The following is a 20,144-nucleotide window of genomic DNA, read 5'->3' as shown; positions in this document are numbered from 1 at the left end:
AATATGCACAAGGCTATTTTCAATAGTTTTTAATAATTAGCAGCAATATCCGCCGTAGCCGCCAGCATAACCGCCATAACCACCATAGCCACAACCGCCGCCTCCGCCGAAGCAGCTAGCACCGATGATAATTAATAAAATAAACAATACAATTAGAAGCGCAAAACCGCCTCCGCAACCATGTCTGCGGTTACAATCATCATGTCTGTGTTCACACTTTTCGCTCATTACCCTATTCCTCCTTTAGTATCATTCATAACAAGTTCACCTTGCTCTAAATGAGGGGATTCCATTTATATTATGTTTTCAGGGCGAATAGGAAGCTTGGCTTACCTAAAAACGGGCTTGTTTTAGGAATTGGGCTTTATTAAAAAGCGAATGAGCCTTATCCAGATGTAAGCATAAAACATTTGACATACTCTTAATTTCTTACTAATATTTAATTGAACGATCAATCAATTTTTTGATTATACATTCAAATTATATAAATCAGGAGTTGAATAGCGTGACTGATTCTTTTATTGCAGAGGCTAGGCGTGAACAAATTATTCTTGCATGTATTGATACATTAGAAGAGGTTGGATATAACAACTTAAGCTTAACGAAGGTGGCAAAAAAGGCTAAGATTAGTACCGGACTTATTTCTTATCATTTTAATGATAAGCTTTACCTTATGAATCGCACATTACAATTTTTAGTTGCCAAGCAACATGAATTTATTAGTAATCGAGTGCTATTAGCTCAATCTGAAATAAATAAACTAGAGGCTTTTATTGAAGCGCATTTGGCTTATCAAGAAACTCATTACAAAAATAATATTGCCTTAATTGAGATTGTCTTTAATGCAAGAAATGAAGAGAACGTTCCTTATTACAGAATCGAAGACGACGAAGAGGAGGATGCTCTTAGAACGATGTTATTAGATATTTTGAAGACTGGTCAACAAAATGGCGTGTTTTCCGATTCTTTCCAAACCGACACATTAGCTTCATTTATTTTAGGAGCAATCGAAGAAAGAATGCTGAAGGCAAATTCATCTATATCCATAGAAAATTACTCAGATGAGCTCATAAAAATGGTGAAGAAACTCACTGTTTAAAACATGCCTTGATTAAAAAAATATATATGAAAGGATGAACTACACATGAAAAAGGCATCTGTCATTGGATTAGGTTTTTTAGAAAAATTACTTGCTATAGTAAGTCCAATCCTTTTAGGCGTTATTGGATATTTTTCACCTAAATTAATAGAGATTATAAAAAAGATTCCTCTCTTTTCTGATTCAAAAATTATAGAACTTTTAAATTTTATTAATCCCTTCTGGCTTCCTATTATCCTCATGCTAATTGGTGTTATTGCAGGAATTTTATTTTCTTTAATTATTTATAGTGAAGCTTTAAAAATGAACATTACTTCGGAAAGCATTCACGTGAATAAGGACGATCAAAAGAAACAAATCACCAGATTAAATGTAAAAGCCGTTTTTGTAGATAAGCGTCAAGTGGTTATCATTGATCAAGAAGACCGAGAATGGTTACGTGAAACATCTGACATTACCCCAAGCAAAATTAAAGATACTTTCTTAATGCACGGCTTCCCCTGGGTGGAACAAGATCCTTATAAACATGAGTATAGCTTATGGAAATTAGAGGATGAGCGATTTAATAAAAGCATAAATACTATTTTGTATGAAAGACGCAATGCCCTTCGAGAAGGAAACTCGAAAAAAAAGAAGCATTTACGCAAAGATTTGAATGAGCTAGGAGTCTTTGTCAAAGACGATGGAGAAGATCAGTATGTCCGTTCCATTAAGTAATAGAAAGCACAAAAAACGAATAAAACCTACAGAGAAATTACATTTCCTCTGTAGGTTTTATTCGTTTAAATCTGATCTCCTCTCCTAAAGAAACATATTCAACAAAAGAGCAAAACCAAATGCAATAAATGATAACAATGTCTCGAGTACCGTCCACGTTTTAAACGTTTCCTTCACCGTCAAACCTAAATACTCTTTTACAAGCCAGAACCCTGCATCATTTACGTGAGAAAACATTAATGAACCTGCACCGGTTGCAATAACGAGAAGCTCTAAATTCACACCAGACATGTGCTGAATAACTGGTGAAACAATCCCTGCTGCTGTCGTTAATGCTACTGTAGCTGAACCTGTTGCAATTCGAATTAAACCAGCTACCATGAAAGCTAATACGATTGGTGATAACGAAATATGTTCTGCCATTTGTGCAATAGCTGTTCCAACGCCGCTTTCAATTAATATTTGTTTAAATCCACCGCCTGCACCAATTATTAAAATAATAGAACCGACAGGCAATAAACTTTCATCTGTTAATTTTTTAATCATCTTTTTATTAATACCTTGTTTGATACCAAGTAAATAAAATGCTGCGAAACATGAAATAAGTAAGGCGATTACTGGACTTCCTATAAACACGAAAAATTCAGTCAATTTTTTCGGTAATGAAATATATGGTGCAACTACTGATAAAATCATCAATACAACTGGTAGTAAAATAATAAAGAATGAAACTTTACGACTTGGCAAATCAGTTGAGACAGTCGTAACCCGAATAAGCTCTGGTTCATTTTCAGGTATCACCCTTTTATGTACCCACTTTGCAAATATCGGTCCTGCGATAATGGCTGTTGGTAACGCGATAATTAATGAATATAAAAGTACCTTTCCTAAGTTCGCGTTATAAATACCGATTGCTGTCATCGCCCCTGGATGCGGAGGCACGAGCCCGTGAACAATAGATAATCCTGCAATGACAGGTAACGCAATTAATAATATATTTTGCTTCGTCGTTTTTCGAATGGAAATAACAAGTGGTAATAAAATGACGATCCCCACTTCAAAAAACACTGGAATCCCTATAACAAATCCTGCAAATAACATAGCCCAAGGTAGTTTCTTTACACCGAAAAATCGAATAAAGAAATCTGCCACTTGCATGCCGGCCCCTGAATCGGACATCATTTTCCCTAAAATTGTTCCGAGAGCTAAAATACCAACTAAATGCCCTAGTACACTACCAACACCAGTTTCATAGGTAGTCACTATTTTCGTTAAGTTCAGTCCAGACATGATAGCTAAAAACAAACTCGCAACTGTTAAACTAATAAATGCATGCCATTTCCACCATGATACCCCTAAAATAACAATCGCAATCGCAAGTAACGTGACGATTAATAAGTATATATCCATCTCCCATTCTCCTTACTTTATAAAAAAAGAGGGAAAATCCCCTCTTTTTTATACGTCATAATTCACTACATAATGCTGCATTTCTGTATTGTAGTAGCCTTCGCTATATTCAATTACTTCGCCAACTTCATCGTAAGAATAACGCATGCGTTTTAATAGCGCTGTCCCCTCTTTTTCACCTAGCGCTTCTGCAACGAAACTAGGCGCGAGTCCAACAGCGAATTCATCTCTGAAGTTTTCTAAATGAATACCTCGGTCTTCAACTAAATCATAAAGCGATTGCAAGTCAAAATCCGATAAATCTGAACTTACCATTCCTGCTGAGAAATAGTGCGTATAATGAATGTACGGTGCATCATTTAACGTATATAAACGTTCAATACGAAAACTTTCCTTACCGAATAATCGAAATGGCACTGTTCCTTCTTCATTCTGCACAATTTCTGCTTTTAGCAATTTCTTCTGTACTTTATATCCTTCTTCCACTAACACTTCTGTAAATTTCTTACCCTTTGACAGTTTTGTCGCAGAAGTATTGCGGATGACTTTCGTTCCTTTACCGCTTTTCTTTTCCAAATATCCTTCTTGAGCGAGTTCTTTAATCGCATTTCGCACTGTAATTTTACTCACTTTGAACTCTTCTTCTAACTGCGGTTCGGAAGGAATATTCGTATGAATCGCATATACGCCATGCAATATTCGATCACGAATAATATTTTTTATTTGTAAATATAATGGTCCTTTTTTCCTCGTTACGTTCACTGTTACACCCACTACCTTTCTACATCACCTACTGATGCCGTCATCGCCCGAAGTATATCTTTCTCTGATGACATTGGCGTATCACCGACGATTGTATGTGCTAGCATTCCAGCTGCTGACGCAAATGAAACAGCTTTCTCTGATGCAAACTCTTTTATCTCGCCATGAATAATTCCGCTCGTATAAGCATCTCCAGCACCTATTCTATCATATACAGTAAACGTAAGTGTTTTTGCAAAAGTGAACGTTCCATCTTTATATATAAACCCGCGAAGCGAATGTGTATTATCACTGTTAATAGAGCGATGAGTACCAGCAATTGTAGCGATATGATACGTTTCAGCTACCTTTGGAATGAGATCCAGTAGCTGTGCCTCACGCTCCGTCTCTTCTGTTTTCATCCCAAGAACGAACATCGCATCTTTTTCATTCATCATAACGATATCAGCAAGTCCCAGCATTTCTTCATAATGCGGTTTTGCCTGTTCATATCCGTCTTCTCCCCAAAGTGATGGACGATAATTACAATCAAAAACGACGGTTCCTCCGTTTTCTTTAACTGCTCTCGCTAAAGACTTCATATGATGGCGCACCGTATCATTCATCGCAAGTGTAATACCGCAAAAATGAACGATATCAATTTCCTTAGCAATTTCTTCAAATTGGTATATCTCTTCAGACGCCGTATTGAAGCTACTTTCTAGTCGATTCGAATACGTAACGCGGCTTGCACGTGCACCGAATCCATTTTCTAAAAAATACATACCTACATATTTACCACCTCTTGAAACAAGAGAAGTTTGAATTCCTAACTTTTGAATGTAAGATACAGCTGCATCTCCAACCGAATTTTCCGGTAAAGTTGAAATAAGAAGCCCTTCATGCCCTAAGTGAGAAAGTGCCGCTACAACGTTCACACCTGTACCTGAAAATGAGTAATTTAACGTGTTAGCTTGCGACAACAATTCATATCCAGGTACTTGCAGGCGCATCATTACTTCGCCGAACGCTGCAATTTTCTTACGCATATTGATCAACTAGCTTCTTCACGACTGCTAATAATTCACGCACATCTTCTACTTTCGTGTTACCAGTTTCTTTATCAATAATAGAAGAGTACACGTGCGGGATAACTTGCTCTACATTTGCCTCAAGCGCAATACGTACAATTGTTTCGAAGTTTTCTTTATCAATTCCGCCTGTTGGCTCTAATGCGAATCCTTCTTCCGCACAAGCTTTCGCAACTGCGCGATATTCTTCTTCATGGGCTAGCCCTTTCATCGGGAAGTACTTCAATGAATTTCCGCCCATATCACGTACAAGTGCAATCGCTGTTTTAATTGGAACGATTGCTTTTTCTTCTCCAGCCGCACTAATTGGGCCAGTAGAAATATTTACGTAACCTACTTTTCCTGTTGGCGATACTAAACTATTAATCCAGCTATCTTTTTCGCCAAGATTTGCACGTGTCGCTCCAACTGAAGGAAACACTTGGTTAATATGGCTACCAGGATAATGCTTCGCAATTTCAGCCACAACTGCCGCTTGGCGATTATCTCCTGCGCCTAGTCCGATTGATACAGCGTCATCAATTTCTTTTCCATATGCTTTCATAGCTGTAACAGCTTCTTCTACTGTTGGATAGTCTTTTGATAACACTCCCACTACTACATAACCTTCTGCTGCTTCAAAAATATCTTTCGCATTTTCTATATTGTTTGCCAATACATTTAATGCTACGCGGCCTTTATAAAAACGTTTTTGAATGTTTGTCATTTTAGTTTCCCCCTACAATTGCTCTCATTTTTTCTTCAATTACATGTATGTCATCACCTTGAAGTGGACGTGGATCGATATCAAAGAACCCTTGTCTTACTCCGTAATCACGTGTGTAAATTGCAATTTCCCCGTCGCGTAATGCAGCCACAACGTCTTTTGCCGATTTATTTAACTCTTTTTCGTTAATATGAATACGTGCTCTAAAGATTGCTCTTCCAGCTTCATCTTGAACGATCGTTACATTTACACCATTTAATTCTTTTAGCGGCATAAGTACTTGTAGCAATTCTTTTTCTTGCTCGCTCTTATCTTCTTTTACTCCGTACTCATCAAGTGCTTGAAGTAAACCAAAAGTTGTTTCTTTCCCAACTTTCATGCTTCTTCCGATACAATGTAATTGCACTTTCAGCCATTCAATATACTTTCTTTTACCGCCCACAATACCAGAAGTAGGTCCTTCAATTGCCTTTGAACCGCTATAAATAGCAAGATCTGAATACTTCACATATTTTTGAATGTCTTCTTCAGCTGCTGCATCCACGATAAGCGGTACTTTATTTCGCTGCGCAACTTCCCATGCTTCTTCAACAGAAATCATATTTTTTTGCACTGCATGATGTGATTTCACATACAGAATCGCTGCTGTATTTTCACCAATTGCATCTTCAATATGCTCTGCTTTCCCTTCATTTGCATAGCCAACTTCTACAAGTTTACCGCCGCCTAAGTAAATCATCGTTTCAACAGGAGCACCGTATTGAACGTTATGACCTTTTAACATAATCACTTCGTTTTTCGCGATTACTTCTTGATGAAGTCTTTCACTTTTACGGCGATTTCCTTCTGTAACGATACCAGCGATAGAAAGCGCAATTCCGCTCGATGCTGAATTCACAACGACCGCTGCCTCTGAATCTAGAATTCTCGCAATATGGTCTCCTGCTTTATCTACTAAATCAGCAATTTCCACATAATTTTGTCCACCATGTTTCATCGCATCCATTACTGTATCTGTAGGAGCAGATACACCTAAAATACTCATTCTACCGCTCGCATTAATTACTCTTTTTAATCCGTACTTAGCATTCAATGAATGACCCATTAATTACAACCCCTTTCGTATCAATCCTTCTTTCAGCAATGCGCTGATCCCCTTCTGAATCAATTAACGTAACCTTCTCATCTTTAACCGTAAATAAAGTTAAGTTTGCAATATCTCCTTCTTGAATACGGCCAAGCTCTGGTTTCTTAAGCCACTCTGCCGCATTTTTCGTAACCGCATCAATCACTTCTTCTAGCGGATAACCTAAGTAAAGGAATTTCGAAAGAACGTGAGCCATACTATATACTGGACCGTGTATACGATTCTTTCGGTAAATATCTGTACTAATTGTATGAAAGGCAATACCGTGACGCTTCGCCGCCTCTGCTACTTTAAAAGAAAAACTAGCATTACCATGACCAACATCTAAATGTACGCCGCGATTCACTGCATCTAGTAACACAGGTAGCGGTTTTCCTTCTTCATCAAATAAATTATTTTCTTTCCCGTTTAAGTAATGTGTAATAACATCATCTTTTTCTAAAAGAGGTACAACTTCCTCAATGCGAGGAGGCGCTGAACCGATATGTACCATAATCGGTAATGATGTTTCACGGGATAAAGAGCGCGCTACATGAAGCGGTTCAATTCCACTATCACAAACGACGCTTTTACTCATTCTCGCTTTTAACCCAACGATTACATCTTTATACTTTTCTACTGCTTCTATTACTTTCTCTTTATCTATCCATTCCATATTGGATAATTCATCAATTCGTTTTAAACCGATGCGAGAAATATTCAAAAAGGCAAATAAATTCGTTTTTGCCTGCTCTCTACTTTTTACTAAATCTGCAATACAATCAGCACCGCAGCTACCCGCATCAACAATTGTCGTTACCCCTTGCTTAACGCCAATTTCATCCACTTCATCGCCATACGGATCAAACTCTGGAAAAGCGTGAACGTGCAAATCAATCCAGCCACTCGATACGTAAGTACCAGAGTAATCAAGAATCCTTCCACCCTCGCCAGCACCAGCTTTCGTCACCTGTGCGATTTTATTATTTTCAATTACAATGTCAATCTCTTCCCCGTTCACACGTTTCACATTACGTAGTACGAATCGTTCTGTCATTGTACTTCCACCCTTTTCTATAAGAAGCCATAAGAATACGCTTACATTAAAGTTTCATTTTTATATCTCTTTCACACGTTTAGCGTAACACAAAAAAAGGGGGAAGTAAATATAACGTTATAATGTTTAAAAATACATAAAAAGATGCTCCTCCAAAATGCTAATAGTATAGGAAATTATATCAACGATTTTTTGAATATATCTATCATAACTTACAATATATCAACGATTTTTCAATTATATCTATCATAACTTATAATATATTAACGATTCGACAAAGAATATCGATTTACCGACAAAAAACATCAATCCCTTTCTTATATATACGAAGAGGTTGCTTCAAACGGAACAACCTCTTTTTCTATTCCTGAACCGTCACAATAACCCCATCCATATTGTTCCCGGAAATTTCATACTGCTTGTTTGCTGGAACGTTCACTTTCATATTCTCAGAAATTTTATAATAAGAAACAGTATATTTCTTACCTTCTACTTCAGTTGAAATCTCTTTTTCCTCTTTTAAAAACTCTAAATATTCCTCTAGTGTGAAATTCTTTTTTTGCATAATTGCGCTATGAGGTAAGCCTACATAACGTATATGCCATGGCTCATATTGAATGCCTGTAATGTTACTTTTATTTTTCGGATAACGTAATACAAAGCCATGCTTCCATACGTTCTCTTCAATCCATTTTCCTTCAGGCGCTTTCTCCATTTTCTTTTGAGTAGACCCAATGTCCAGTGATAATCCTAAATTATGTTCACTATATCCTGCTGGAAGTGCATAATCAGATCCCATTTTTTCATATAGCTGTTTTTGCTCTTGGAAATCTCTATAGCCACTACTAATCAAAAAATGGTTAACACTTTCTTTTCCAGCCGCATCGACAACGTTCAAAAACTTTTTCACAACATCCTTTGATAAACGAAGATTTCTATCAAATATTACATAGCCTCTCACTAATTCACTATTATGATTTACATTTATAATATCAGACCTAATACTATCTTTTTTTACTGGGTAATCCCTGTTAACTAATAATAAATCGCCCTTATAAATTTGTTCCTTCGTAATCTCTTTCCCATCGGTGTTTGCCGCCTTTACTAGCTCATCTTTCCCGACAATTTTAACGTCGATTTCCTTTTGAAATAACGGTGATATATAAAAGCCTACACATACTGTGCATACTATAAAAAAAGAAATAAATACCCACTTTTTCATTTCTAGTTCCTCCTTAACGTAACTTACGTATAGAATAGAAAAAACTATTAAAATAAAAAGTGGGGTAAAGTTTAAATTTTTATTAAATTGTTACATTCTCGTCTTTTGGCAATCGTACTTCAAATATCGTTCTAACTACATTGCTCTCAGCAGAAATCGTACCGTTATGTTGCTCGACAATATTTTTCGCAATGAATAATCCAAGGCCTGTCCCGCCACGGTTCTCTGACCTCGCCTTATCACCTGTATAAAACATATCAAAAAGATACGGTAAATCTTCTTCCGGGATGCTATCTCCGTAATTCATAATTTGTACGACAACTTCTCCATTATCAACATACCCATTCATATCAACAAATTGTCCATCATAGCCGTAACGAACGGCATTTGTTAACAAGTTTTCAAATACTCTAGCTAACAATTTTCCATCACCGTGCATCGGTAAATGAGGATCAACATTCAATCTAGCTTCTAAATGATGTTTTTCTAATAACGGATACAATTCCTCCTCTAACTGTATAAGCAACTCACTTATATCAATCGGCTTTTTATCCAGCTTTAGCATGCCATAATTCATACGTGTAATTTCAAATAGCTCATCAATTAAACTTTCCAGTCTTTGCGATTTTGTATATGCAATTGTGGAGAAATGTTTAATTTGTTCTTTTGTTAAATTTTCATCTTTAAGAATTAAATCTAAATATCCTAACACGGATGTTAATGGTGTTCTTAAATCATGAGCTAAATTCACAACAAGCTGATCTTTACTACTTTCAGCAAAGTCTCCTCTTTCAACAGCTTCTTTTAACTTTTCACTTGCAACATTTATTTCACGCGCGATATTTCCAAACTCATCATTTGATGAAACTTGAACTTTATTCGTAAAGTTACCGTTCGCAAGATGATGAATCCCATTAGAAATTTCATCAAAGTATTTTAAATACGATTTTGTCAAAAAGAAGAAAAAGATAATAGATAACGGAATAAAGAAAATTAAAAAGAAATTAATGTCTCCAAATTCCCTTACCATTGACCTAAATTGTGCTAAAGGCTCTTCGTAGCGAACCATCGTTTTATAATACAGCTGCAATCCTTTATAAATTATATAAGTTACAGTTGCTGCAAGTACCATACTTAACGCAAATAAGGCAATCATTTTAAATCGAAAACTTTTCATCATATTAGCCATTAAAAGTATAACCTACTCCCCACACTGTTTTTATTAATTTATCCTTTCTTTTATCTTCTCCAAGTTTCTTCCGCAACGTACGAATATGTACCATTACTGTATTTCCACCTTCATAATAATCGTCTGCCCATACGTGCTGAAAAATATTTTCTACATTGTACACTTTCTTCGGATGACTCGCTAATAAATATAAAATATCAAACTCTTTCGGCGTTAATTCAATTTGCTCACCATATACATCAACCGTCCTACGCTCGGGATTAATTACGACTCCGCCTATTTCTAAAGCAGATTTACTCTCCGCTACTTTCGGTTGATTTAACGTAAAAAACCTACGCAGTTGTGCATTTACACGTGCAACTAATTCAATCGGTGTGAAAGGCTTCGTCATATAATCATCCGCGCCTAGTACAAGACCTGTCACCTTATCAAAGTCCGAAGTTTTCGCGCTTAAAAAAATAATCGGCATATGATGTTTCGTGCGAATTTGACGCGTCACCTCATACCCATCCATTTTCGGCATCATAATATCTAAAATTACCAAGTCGATTGGCTGCGTTTCAATAATATGAACCGCCTCTTCCCCATCCGCAGCCTTCACAACATGGTACCCTTCTTTTTCTAAATGTATCTCAATTAAATCAGCAATTTCTGCCTCGTCATCCGCTATTAAAATTGAAATGCGCTTCATTTTACTCCCCCTTTTTCATTCCATTTTTATACGCTCGATTGTAAACTAGTCTATCCAATTTGTACAATACAAAAAGGCTACTCGTTAGAGTAACCTTGGTAAATAAAATTATATCAGCGATTTTCTAATTATATCGACCGTAACTCAAATTATATCAGCAATTATTGAAATATATCGACTTACCGACAATGAACGACAAAATCCGCCCGCTATTTGAAAAACTCAACTTACCGCTCCAAAACAATCCGCTGCTTCGTGATTTCCGCCAATCTTCCGCGATCTACTTCATACTCAGCATCAACACTTTGCGGCACCATCACTTTCCCGCCCTCAAGCGTCACTTCCGGCCAAATAATATCCTGCTCCCAATGTCTACTAGAAGCAGATATATCCCCTGGAATCGTAAAGTTAGGCAATGACGCAAGAGCAACATTTTGCGCTCGTGAAATCCCCATCTCTACCATACCACCGCACCAAACGGGTACGTTATGTTCCATACAATAATTATGGATTTGGATTGATTCTGTTAATCCGCCCACTCGCCCTGGTTTAATGTTCACAATTTGGCAGCTACCAAGCGTAATCGCAACGCGTGCATCTTCTAAACTATGAATACTTTCATCTAAACAAATCGGCGTTTCAATTTTCTTTTGCAATTCCGCGTGATCGAGAAAATCGTAATCCGCTAACGGTTGTTCAATCATCATTAATTGGAATTCATCTAGTCGTTTCAGCCTCTCCGTATCCCCTAATGTATATGCTGAATTTGCATCTGCCATTAGCGGGATATGCGGAAACTCTTTACGAATTTCTTTCAATAACTCATAATCATGCCCCGGTTTTATTTTTACTTTAAAACGCTCGTATCCTTCTTCTGCGTACTTCTCGATTTGTTTTAACATAACCGGAATTGTATTGATCCCAATTACAACGCCGACTTCAATTTCAGACTTCGTTCCGCCAAGCAATGTCGCTAACGATTTCTTTTGACGTTTCGCATATAAATCCCAAACAGCCCCTTCAATTCCGGCCTTTGCCATTCGGTTTCTTTTTATATGTTGAAATAGACCCGGTACCTCATTCGGATGAGAAATTTCAGCCTTTAATAAATCAGGTATTAAAAAGTCTTGCAGTACATGCAGCGCTGTCTTCACCGTTTCTTCCGTATACCACGGTTCAGAGAATGCAACGACTTCCCCAAATCCAATGTACCCGTCCGTATCCTCTAATTCAATAACGATACTCTCACGCTTTTCGTAGGTCCCGTAGCTTGCAGCAAACGGGATTACGAGTGGCATTTCTGTTATATACAGTGTCGCTTTTTTTATTTCCACCTACATCTCCTCCACTAATTGTCTTAGCTCTCGTCTTAACAATTTTTTCGAAGCGTTACGTGGTAATTCCTCTAAGAAACATGCTTTCTTCGGCACTTTATATTTCGCTAATTTCTCCTCGCAAAAGTGAAGAATTTCTTCTTCTGTTACCGCCCCGCTTTTCACAACAAAAGCAGCTGGTACTTGTCCCCATTTGTCGTCAGACATACCGACAACGCCAGCTTCCGCTACTGCCGGATGGGAGAGTAACACTTCTTCAATTTGAGCTGGGTATATATTCTCTCCGCCAGAAATAATTAAATCACTGCGGCGATCTAATACGTATAAAAACCCTTCTTCGTCTAAATAACCGAGGTCGCCGGTATGAAGCCATCCGTTTTGAATAGTCTCTCGCGTCGCATCTTCACGGTTAAAGTAACCGCCTGTTACGTTCGGTCCTTTTACTACAATCTCACCTTCCGCAAATGGTGGCACTACTACGCCATCTTTTTCAATACGAAGTCGGCACTGAAATAGTGGTTTTCCAGCTGATCCTACTTTCGTTAACATATAATCTGCGGATAACGTACAAATTTGCGAAGATGTTTCTGTCATACCGTACGTTTGATATACAGGAATTCCTTTTTCTACACATGCTTCTAATAGTGGTTTTGGCGCTGGTCCTCCGCCAAGTAACATGCATCGTAAAGAAGATGGATATGTCTCTGCCCCAAGTCGCTCTAATAAATCAGTTAACATTTTAGAAACGACAGAAATAATTGTTACTCCTCTCGTTTGAAGTGCTTTATGAATAAAATCAGCATCATATTTCGGAACGAGTAAAATGCGCATGCCATACATAATATTTTTCATTAAAAGAGATAGCCCGCCAACATGGAACATCGGCATGCAGGCTAACCAACAATCATCATCACGAAGTCCTAAATTAAGCGACGAACCGACTGCGCTTGCCCAATGATTGCCGTACGTTAAAATAACGCCTTTCGGTTTGCCTGTCGTCCCAGACGTATAAATAATTGTCATCGCTTCTTCTAAAGAAAACTCTTCTTGTATAGAGGCTTCCTCTTTTGGTCCATTCATCACTTCGGCGAATGAATAAACAGGAACATCTTTAGCATCAAAATCTTGATCCGTTACTAAACAAACAACTTCAGCATCATCCATTTGCCAAAGTAGCTCTTCTCTTGAAAGACGCGTATTTAAAAGCACAGCTACTGCACCTACATAAGATAGGGCGTGAATAACTGTAATCATCTCCATACCATTTTTCATCAGAACAGCCACCTTTTGCCCTCGCTCCACTCCAACATGCGTGAGGTGTTCACAAACAGATACTACTTTTTCATGCAGCTCCATAAAAGTAACTTTCTCTTCCTCTATTTCAATTGCAGTGCGATCTGGTGTTAAAAATGCACGTTGCATTAACCAATTTGGCATCGTCTCCATCATTCATTCTCCTTTCATGAAAGAAAGAGACTTGATATGATATCAAGTCTCTTAGTTGTTTTGTTTCCGGTTTGGTCTTATCCAGCTACAGCAGCTAGAATGCTCGGTGGCTTCACTTCTTCCTACGAGGCAAAAAGCGCCTCTACGTCAGAAGCTCCATCCCCCTCACATTCTGAACGAGCTGCTTTCGCTTTTGGTTTCATCCAGCTACAGCGGCTAGAACAGTCGGTCGTTTCACGCCTTCCTACGAGGCAAAAAGCGCCTCTACGTCAGGAGTTCCAACGCCCTCTTGTTCTAAGCAAGCCGCTTCCGCTTTTGGTTTGATCACGGGAAACGAGGGAATTGACCGAAGTCCGGACTGCGTTTTTCTTTGAATGCGTCGCGACCTTCTTTTGCTTCGTCAGTTGTGTAGTACAATAACGTTGCATCTCCAGCTAGTTGTTGAATACCAGCTAGACCGTCTGTGTCTGCGTTGAATGCAGCTTTTAGGAAACGAAGTGCCATTGGGCTGTTTGCTAAAATTTCTTGTGCCCATTGTACTGTTTCTGCTTCAAGCTCTTCTAATGGTACTACAGTGTTTACTAAGCCCATATCAAGCGCTTCTTGAGCGTTGTATTGACGGCATAGGTACCAAATTTCGCGAGCTTTCTTGTGGCCTACCATACGAGCTAAGTAACCAGCTCCGTATCCACCGTCAAAGCTTCCTACTTTAGGACCTGTTTGTCCGAATACAGCGTTGTCTGCAGCGATTGTTAAGTCACATACGATATGAAGTACGTGTCCACCACCGATTGCATAACCTGCTACCATTGCGATAACTGGTTTAGGAATTGCGCGAATTAGACGTTGTAAGTCTAATACGTTTAGACGTGGGATTTGGTCGTCACCTACATATCCGCCATGACCGCGAACTTTTTGGTCGCCGCCAGAACAGAATGCACGTCCACCTTCACCTGTTAAAATGATAACGCCAACATTTGCATCATCACGAGCTTGTGCAAAAGCATCGATTAACTCCATTACCGTTTTTGGGCGGAATGCGTTATGTACTTCAGGACGGTTAATCGAAATTTTTGCGATACCATTGTATGTTGAATAAATAATATCTTCGTAATTGCCTTCTTTTACCCATTCAATAGCCATTACAACTACCTCCTTGTATATTTCTGATTTCACCTATAAGCGTGGCTTCCTTCTTACTGAAAAAAGTATCACTGCATAGTTTTTAGAAATCCCTTTACTATTGTATCAAACTTTTCCGGTTGTTCCACATGAATTGCATGGCCAGCACCATGAATTTTGACAAATTTCGCATCAGACACGCAGTTTTCGATGTTTTTTAATATGCGGAAGAACTTTTCATCATATTCTCCGTTCATTAAAAGAACAGGTATTTTTAAGTTTTTCAGCTCATCCCACCATGAAGGCTGAGCCCCAGTTCCCATGCCGCGCAAGCTATTTGCGAGCCCTTTTGGGTTGTTAGCAAGTCGTTCTTTTCGCACCGCTTCTTGTACGTTTTTTGCTAAACGTTTTTGCGTTTCAAAAAGCGGAATATTTTCCCACATGGATACAAAAATTTCTATGCCTTCTCGCTCAATTTTATCGGCAAGTCGATCATCTTTTTCACGACGTTCTTTTCTATCCGCTTCGTCTTCGAGCCCAGCTGTACAATTTTCTAATAAAAGAGAGTGTACATAATCTGGATATAGACATGCCATCGTAATCGCCAGTCTTCCTCCCATTGAGTAGCCAAGTATATGTGCTTTTTCAATATGAAGGTAATCTAGTAGTTCTTTCATTTGCAATGCCACATTTCGGATATCATAATGCGCAACATCTTCAGGACTCTCCGTCTTTCCGTGCCCAACAAGATCCACTACAATAACTTGAAACTGCTCACCCCATGAAGAGATAAAAGAACGCCACGTTTCCATGCTTCCCGTAAAACCATGAAGAAGTAGAAGTGGTTCCCCGCTTCCGACTACTTCATATTCATACGATACACCTTGCAGCGTTACGTTCATTTTGATTCACCTTGCAACGATGTAGTAATTACGTCCTGTGTTTTTGCCCATAACGTACGGTGCAATGTTAAGTTTTCATCACGATTCGTACAAATTTCCACAACGTGTAAACCTTCTGTCGTCGTTCCTTTTCGAACTTCTTCTCGGAATTGCTCCCAACCATTTACACGGCTAAATGAACCGCCGTACATTTTGACAACATGCTCATAATCAAGTCCAATTGGTGTTCCAAATAATGATTCAAAATGTTCCTTTTTCTCATACTGTGGTAAGAATGAGAAAATACCCCCACCATCATTATTTACAACGACAATTGTTATGTTTAATTCATGTAATTTCGCTGCTAACAGCCCGTTTAAATCGTGATAAAATGATAAATCACCAATTACTAATACAAGTGGATCGCAAATAACGCTTGCTCCTAGAGCTGTCGAAATGATTCCATCAATACCATTTACACCACGGTTTGCCATCACATGGATGTTTTTATCCGATGTGAAGAAGAATGAGTCTGTATCACGAATTGGCATACTATTGCTCGCAAATAACGTTGCGTCTTCTGGTAATACGCGCACAATATCTGTAATAACCTTTCCTTCAAATGCAGTTTCATATGTTTCCATTTCACGAAGCGTTTCCTTCGTTTTTTCGTTTATATGTTGCCACATTAGGGACCAATCATTCTTTTTCATAACTGGCATTTTTTCTATTAATGCCTTGCAGAATTCAATGTCACTTGCTTGCACAACTTCTGTCGCAACAAGAGCTGGATCTCTCCATTGTCCTGATTCATCGACAACGATATGAACTGCTTTTGTTTGTTTTTTTATGAACTGCGTTAATGATTTAGAAACAGGCATACCACCAAAGCGAATTAAAACGTCCGGTTTCCATGTTTCTTTTAACTTTTCATTTCGTAAAAATGTATCATAACAGTCAATTACCATCGTTTTATCGTGGTGTCCGCTACGAATATTAGAAAGTGGGTCTGCTAATATAGGATAGCCAGTTTTTTCAGCTAGTTGCGTTGCAAACATTGCGATTTCTGCATGACTATCATCTCCACAAATAATAAGCCCCTTTTCCATATGTGAAAGGCGCCCTACAAGAGAATCTACATATTCACTCGGCATCACCGCGTTTCCTTGCTGAACTACTCCTGTATATTCACTACGTCCTTTATCCCATAAGCTTTCTAGTGAGAAATCAGGGATAAGTGGCTCGCGAACTGGAAAATTAAGATGAACAGGACCCTGCGGTGCTAAACAAGCATTTGCTACTATACGCTGCGTCGTCATACGAGCGTAATGATACATCGCTTCACTTGCTTCTGGCAGTGCCATCTCTGTAAATTGTTTCACAAAAGTACCGTATAAATTAAATTGATTCATTGCTTGTGGTGCACCCACATCTCTTAATTCATGCGGTCTATCCGCTGTTAAGACGATAAGTGGGATCCTTGAATGAAAAGCTTCACATACAGCTGGATAATAGTTCGCTGCTGCTGTTCCTGACGTACATAATAATGCTACTGGGCGTTTTTTTGCTTTCGCAATACCGAGCGCGAAAAACCCTGCTGATCTTTCATCTACATGTAAATATGTGTTCATTCCTTCGTGTTGTTCCATTAGTAAAGCAATCGGCGTTGACCGTGAGCCTGGACTAATGACAACATCACATACATCTAGACGCGTCAGTTCATCCACGAACGCGCCTAAATAATATGATAATGCTTCTATATGATTGTTCATTTCATTAATTCCTCCAAAGCACCAAGCATCGGTCTAAACTTCAAACTTGTTTCTTCATATTCAAGCTGCGGGATTGAATCAATTACAATACCACAACCGGCAAATAAGGATGCTTTCTCGCCGTTTAATAATCCGCAGCGCAGCGCAACCGCAAATTCACCATTTCCTTCATCATCTATCCAGCCAATCGGTGCACCATACAACCCTCTGTCTAACAATTCAACATCACGGATCAGTTTCATCGCTTCCAAACGAGGTGTCCCGCCAAGAGCTGGTGTTGGATGTAATTCTTCTACCATTGTTAAAAGACTCGCATCGCCTTTTGCTTCTACAGGCGTATATAAGTGAATTAAGTTTTTCGTTGTTAATAAACCTGGGCTTTCCGGAATATTAACGTATTCGCAATGTTCATTTAGTACCGAGCGGATCATGTTAACAACATACCCATGTTCAGCTAAATTCTTTTCATCATGAAGAAGCGCATTACTATTTCGCTTACTTTCTTCTATAGAATGACCATGACCGATTGAACCCGCAAGACACATCGATGTAAATTTCTCATCTTCTTTGCGAATTAATCTCTCAGGCGTCGCTCCTAAGAAGCATGCTCCTTTATAATCAAAAGAAAATACGTAACAATCCGGTTGACCAATGCGAAGTGCTTCTAAAACAAGAGCAGAATCAATCGAATGATTCATCTCTACTTTTAGCTCCCTCGCCAATACAACCTTCTGCACGTTACCCTGCTTCATCTCATCTTGTACTTTTTCAATTGCTTTCATCCAGCCTTTCGGATCCACTTCTACTTTAGAAATAACAGTCAATTTCGATCCGTTTAGCGCACATTTAATCTCTCCCAAAATCTTCTCTTCTAAAGAAATCATTTCGTTAGAAAGAGTTTCTGCACAATCTGTTGCTGAAACAAATGTATTCATCGTTAACCATGCTTTTTCATTTTTTACAGTTAATAAAAATGCTGGTAGTGAAAATGTCGTATCTTTAAATTCTTTCCATAGGTCCGTTTTCTCTTTTTCTGGATCAAATGAAAAACCACCAAATAAAAGCGGACCCGTTCCAAATTCATATTCATCTCTTTGGACAAATGCATTCTCTTTTACTTTCTCCCACTCGTCGCGAGCGGTTTGAAAGCGCTTATGAGAAGAATTTGTTATAGTGAAAACAGAGCCAATTCCTGCAAATATTACATGCTGAGCCGGGTCTGCAAAATAACATCTATTTTCGAATGAAATCCTTTTTCCTGCTGCATAGAACAGAAGCGGATCCACCCAGTCTATTTGTTTTACAAAACTAACCAATGTTTTTTCGTTAGTTGCACGCTTGATAGCTGCAATAAGAACTTCTTGCAAGCCTTTTTGTTTCGTTTGAATCACAATTGTCTCCCCCCTATGGGCGAAAAATAGTCATAATTACGCTTGATTTTAAGATACACCTCAAACGAAAGGCCTGTCAACGTTTAGCATTTCTGAGAAATTCACCTTCTCTTCCTAGAAAATAAACGTTGACACTAAATGATGCTTTTTCTACACTTAGTTGTGTACAATATGTGACCAAAGGAGGATTCAACATGGAAATGAACGTCAAAACGAATTCCTCTCCTACGGCGCCAAAGCCAAGTAAGCAAACAGGCTGGCGCATCTGGTGGAGTTTACTACGTCCCCATACATTAACAGCCGCTTTCGTACCTGTTTTCATCGGAACAGCATATTCGATGCAGGTCGGAGGTATAAATCAAATACATCTTCCTCTTTTCCTTATGATGCTTCTTGCTTGTCTTCTCATTCAAGCAGCAACAAACATGTTTAATGAATACTTTGATTATAAAAGAGGACTCGATCACGAAGGTTCAGTTGGTATCGGCGGCGCTATCGTTCGCGATGGCATTCAGCCAAAAACAGTGCTTAACTTAGCATTGGGATTTTTCGGCATCGCAATACTATTAGGTGTTTATATTTGTATAAATTCTAGCTGGTGGCTTGCTGCAATCGGTCTTGTTTGTATGGCCGTTGCTTACCTTTATACAGGTGGCCCACTTCCAATTGCATATACACCATTTGGAGAGTTGACAGCCGGATTATTTATGGGTGTCATTATTATTGGGATTTCATTCTTTATTCAAACTGGAACTGTAACATCAGAAGTCATTTTACTATCTATTCCAAGCTCCATTTTAATTGGTGCCATTTTACTAGCCAATAATATTCGTGACTTGGATGGCGATAAAGAAAACGGTCGTAAAACGTTAGCAATTCTCGTTGGACGCGAGCGAGCGGTTGGTGTACTTGCTTCGATGTTCATCGTTTCCTACATTTGGACAATTGCTTTAATTATCGTGGGCATCGTATCACCATGGATGCTTATCGTATTTTTAAGTGCGCCGAAAGCATTTAAAGCGACGAAAGGCTTTATCGGCAAAAGCATTCCGATGGAAATGGTACCTGCGATGATTGCAACAGCAAAAACAAATACAATCTTCGGTTTCCTAATGGGAATCGGATTATTACTTGGATACTTTCTATAAA

19 protein-coding genes are annotated in these 20,144 nt (G+C 38.5%); 3 read left to right on the top strand and 16 right to left on the bottom strand.

The genetic code is table 11. The annotated features are described in order from the left end of the window. Positions 1-36 precede the first annotated feature (36 nt). The gene (locus MR112_RS15305; protein WP_001290392.1) at positions 37-228 is read right to left on the bottom strand and encodes a YjcZ family sporulation protein; all 192 of its coding nucleotides are present in this window, start codon (positions 226-228) and stop codon (positions 37-39) included. Positions 229-505: 277 nt separating this feature from the next. Between MR112_RS15305 and MR112_RS15300 the strand changes: the two genes are divergently transcribed. Together MR112_RS15300 and MR112_RS15295 are read left to right on the top strand one after the other, a co-directional pair. Continuing rightward, positions 506-1,099, top strand: coding sequence for a TetR/AcrR family transcriptional regulator (locus tag MR112_RS15300; RefSeq protein ID WP_000132248.1), 594 nt, complete (start codon positions 506-508; stop codon positions 1,097-1,099). Positions 1,100-1,144: 45 nt separating this feature from the next. After that, positions 1,145-1,816, top strand: a complete 672-nt coding sequence (locus MR112_RS15295) for a YqeB family protein (protein WP_000710354.1) — start codon at positions 1,145-1,147, stop codon at positions 1,814-1,816. 84 nt (positions 1,817-1,900) lie between these two features. Here the strand turns inward: MR112_RS15295 and gntP are convergent, their stop codons facing one another. From gntP to MR112_RS15220, 15 genes are all read right to left on the bottom strand, one after another. Continuing rightward, positions 1,901-3,226 (bottom strand): gluconate permease GntP, encoded by a 1,326-nt coding sequence (gene gntP / locus MR112_RS15290; protein WP_242245105.1) that lies wholly within the window; start codon positions 3,224-3,226, stop codon positions 1,901-1,903. Between the two features lie 48 nt (positions 3,227-3,274). Beyond that, complete coding sequence (locus tag MR112_RS15285; protein ID WP_242245104.1) at positions 3,275-4,000, bottom strand: GntR family transcriptional regulator; 726 nt, start codon at positions 3,998-4,000, stop codon at positions 3,275-3,277. Continuing rightward, positions 4,000-5,016 (bottom strand): sugar kinase, encoded by a 1,017-nt coding sequence (locus MR112_RS15280; protein ID WP_242245103.1) that lies wholly within the window; start codon positions 5,014-5,016, stop codon positions 4,000-4,002. Before MR112_RS15280 ends, MR112_RS15285 begins: the two co-directional genes overlap by 1 nt. Then, complete coding sequence (gene dagF / locus MR112_RS15275) at positions 5,009-5,764, bottom strand: 2-dehydro-3-deoxy-phosphogluconate aldolase (protein WP_000181907.1); 756 nt, start codon at positions 5,762-5,764, stop codon at positions 5,009-5,011. The genes MR112_RS15280 and dagF overlap by 8 nt, the downstream gene beginning before the upstream one ends. Position 5,765: 1 nt before the next feature. Next, complete coding sequence (locus MR112_RS15270) at positions 5,766-6,869, bottom strand: DgaE family pyridoxal phosphate-dependent ammonia lyase (protein ID WP_242245102.1); 1,104 nt, start codon at positions 6,867-6,869, stop codon at positions 5,766-5,768. Then, positions 6,847-7,947 carry an amidohydrolase/deacetylase family metallohydrolase gene (locus MR112_RS15265; RefSeq protein WP_242245101.1) on the bottom strand — a complete coding sequence of 367 codons (1,101 nt, stop codon included), beginning with the start codon at positions 7,945-7,947 and terminating at the stop codon, positions 6,847-6,849. The genes MR112_RS15270 and MR112_RS15265 overlap by 23 nt, the downstream gene beginning before the upstream one ends. A 361-nt stretch (positions 7,948-8,308) precedes the next feature. Beyond that, positions 8,309-9,169, bottom strand: coding sequence for a M15 family metallopeptidase (locus tag MR112_RS15260; RefSeq protein WP_242245100.1), 861 nt, complete (start codon positions 9,167-9,169; stop codon positions 8,309-8,311). Between the two features lie 82 nt (positions 9,170-9,251). Beyond that, positions 9,252-10,358 (bottom strand): sensor histidine kinase, encoded by a 1,107-nt coding sequence (locus tag MR112_RS15255; protein WP_048656656.1) that lies wholly within the window; start codon positions 10,356-10,358, stop codon positions 9,252-9,254. After that, complete coding sequence (locus MR112_RS15250; protein ID WP_000822509.1) at positions 10,351-11,049, bottom strand: response regulator transcription factor; 699 nt, start codon at positions 11,047-11,049, stop codon at positions 10,351-10,353. The genes MR112_RS15255 and MR112_RS15250 overlap by 8 nt, the downstream gene beginning before the upstream one ends. 227 nt (positions 11,050-11,276) lie before the next feature. Next, a complete protein-coding gene (gene menC, locus MR112_RS15245) occupies positions 11,277-12,383 on the bottom strand; it encodes an o-succinylbenzoate synthase (RefSeq protein WP_242245099.1) in 1,107 nt (368 codons plus the stop codon). Further along, complete coding sequence (locus MR112_RS15240; protein WP_242245098.1) at positions 12,384-13,829, bottom strand: o-succinylbenzoate--CoA ligase; 1,446 nt, start codon at positions 13,827-13,829, stop codon at positions 12,384-12,386. It abuts the gene before it with no gap. Between the two features lie 324 nt (positions 13,830-14,153). Continuing rightward, the gene (menB, locus tag MR112_RS15235) at positions 14,154-14,972 is read right to left on the bottom strand and encodes a 1,4-dihydroxy-2-naphthoyl-CoA synthase (protein ID WP_000963881.1); all 819 of its coding nucleotides are present in this window, start codon (positions 14,970-14,972) and stop codon (positions 14,154-14,156) included. 68 nt (positions 14,973-15,040) lie between these two features. Further along, positions 15,041-15,853, bottom strand: coding sequence for a 2-succinyl-6-hydroxy-2,4-cyclohexadiene-1-carboxylate synthase (gene menH, locus MR112_RS15230; RefSeq protein WP_144560725.1), 813 nt, complete (start codon positions 15,851-15,853; stop codon positions 15,041-15,043). After that, positions 15,850-17,604: a 2-succinyl-5-enolpyruvyl-6-hydroxy-3-cyclohexene-1-carboxylic-acid synthase gene (gene menD / locus MR112_RS15225; protein ID WP_001059189.1), complete on the bottom strand. Its 1,755-nt coding sequence runs from the start codon at positions 17,602-17,604 to the stop codon at positions 15,850-15,852. The genes menH and menD overlap by 4 nt, the downstream gene beginning before the upstream one ends. After that, on the bottom strand, positions 17,601-18,995 hold the full coding sequence (locus tag MR112_RS15220) for an isochorismate synthase (protein ID WP_242245097.1): 1,395 nt from the start codon (positions 18,993-18,995) through the stop codon (positions 17,601-17,603). The genes menD and MR112_RS15220 overlap by 4 nt, the downstream gene beginning before the upstream one ends. A gap of 194 nt (positions 18,996-19,189) precedes the next feature. Between MR112_RS15220 and MR112_RS15215 the strand changes: the two genes are divergently transcribed. Beyond that, entirely contained in the window at positions 19,190-20,143 is a 954-nt protein-coding gene (locus MR112_RS15215) for a 1,4-dihydroxy-2-naphthoate polyprenyltransferase (protein ID WP_242245096.1), read from the top strand. Position 20,144 lies beyond the last annotated feature (1 nt).

The sequence above is a fragment of the Bacillus cereus group sp. BfR-BA-01330 genome, from assembly GCF_022663885.1.
GTDB classification, from domain to species: Bacteria; Bacillota; Bacilli; order Bacillales; family Bacillaceae_G; genus Bacillus_A; species Bacillus_A cereus.
The sequence above is the reverse complement of the archived record's forward strand: the minus strand, read 5'-3'. Positions and strand labels throughout refer to the sequence as shown.